This window comes from Andreesenia angusta, assembly GCF_001855385.1.
Taxonomy (GTDB): Bacteria; Bacillota; Clostridia; order Tissierellales; family Gottschalkiaceae; genus Andreesenia; species Andreesenia angusta.
Genome location: NZ_MKIE01000031.1, coordinates 1 through 1619, shown reverse-complemented (window position 1 = coordinate 1619; position 1619 = coordinate 1). Strand labels below are relative to the sequence as shown.

General features: G+C 45.0%; 1 protein-coding gene. It reads left to right on the top strand.

The genetic code is table 11. The features are described from left to right. Positions 1 to 3: 3 nt before the first annotated feature. Positions 4 to 1619, top strand: a 1616-nt coding sequence (locus EUAN_RS12045; RefSeq protein WP_097678086.1) for a formate--tetrahydrofolate ligase, incomplete at its 3' end; no start/stop codon positions are given.

The following is a 1619-nucleotide window of genomic DNA, read 5'->3' as shown; positions in this document are numbered from 1 at the left end:
ACTATGCAACCTATAGTAGAGGTGGCAAAGAACATAGGAATATCAGAGGACAGTTTAGAGCTATACGGAAAGTACAAGGCGAAAGTATCGCTAGACCTACTAGACGAGCTTAAAGACAAAGAAGACGGAAAGCTAATACTAGTAACAGCTATAAACCCAACTCCAGCAGGAGAAGGAAAGACTACAACAAACATAGGACTTTCAATGGGACTAAACAAGATAGGCAAGAAGACAATAACAGCTCTAAGAGAGCCATCACTAGGACCAAGCTTCGGAGTTAAAGGTGGAGCAGCAGGTGGAGGATACGCACAGGTAGTGCCAATGGAAGACATAAACCTACACTTCACAGGAGACTTCCACGCAATAACATCAGCACACAGCCTTCTTTCAGCGCTTCTAGACAACCATCTACATCACGGAAACGTGCTTAGAATAGACACTAGAAGAATCACTTGGAAGAGAGTCGTAGACATGAACGACAGAGCGCTTAGAAACATAGTTATAGGACTAGGTGGAAAGGCTCAAGGAGTACCAAGACAAGACGGATACGATATAACAGTTGCATCAGAGATAATGGCGATACTATGTCTAGCTAACGACCTAGAAGACCTAAGAGAGAGAATAGGAAACATGGTTATAGCTTACAACGTAGACGGAGCAGCAGTAAGAGCTAGAGAGCTAAACGCACAGGGAGCACTTACACTACTTCTTAAAGACGCAATAAAGCCAAACCTAGTACAGACACTAGAGAACACACCAGCATTCATCCACGGTGGACCGTTCGCCAACATAGCACACGGATGTAACTCTGTACTTGCAACAAAGCTAGCTCTTAAGATAGGAGACTATGCAGTAACAGAGGGAGGATTTGGAGCAGACCTAGGAGCTGAGAAATTCTTCGACATTAAGTGTAGATACGCAAACCTTAAGCCAGACTGTGCAGTAATAGTAGCGACAGTAAGAGCGCTTAAGATGCACGGAGGAGTAGCAAAGACTGAGCTAGGACCAGAGAACCTTGAAGCACTAGAGAAGGGACTTTCAAACCTAGAGAGACATATAGAGAACGTGGCTAAGTTCGGAGTGCCATCAGTAGTGGCAATAAACGCATTCCCAACAGACACACAAGCAGAGCTTGACCTAGTATTCGAGAAAGTTAAGGCAAGCGGAGCAGAAGTAGCAGTATCGAAAGTATTCTCTGACGGAGGAGAAGGTGGAGTAGAGCTAGCTAAGAAGGTAGTAGAAGTTTGTGAGAACAAGCCATCTAACTTCAAGCCACTATACGACATGGAGAAGTCAATCCCAGAGAAGATAGAGACAATAGCGAAAGAGCTTTACAGAGCAGGAAGCGTAAACTTCACAAAGGCATGCGAGAAGCAGATAGCAGAGCTAGAGTCACTTGGACTAGACAAGCTTCCAATATGTATGGCTAAGACACAGTACTCGTTCTCAGACGACCCATCGCTAGTAGGAGCTCCAGAAGGATTCCCACTTACAATAAGAGGACTAGAGCTTGCAGCAGGAGCAGGATTCATAGTAGCTCTTACAGGAGACATAATGAGAATGCCAGGACTTCCAAAGGTACCAGCAGCGGAGAGAATGGACGTACTTGAGTCTGGAGA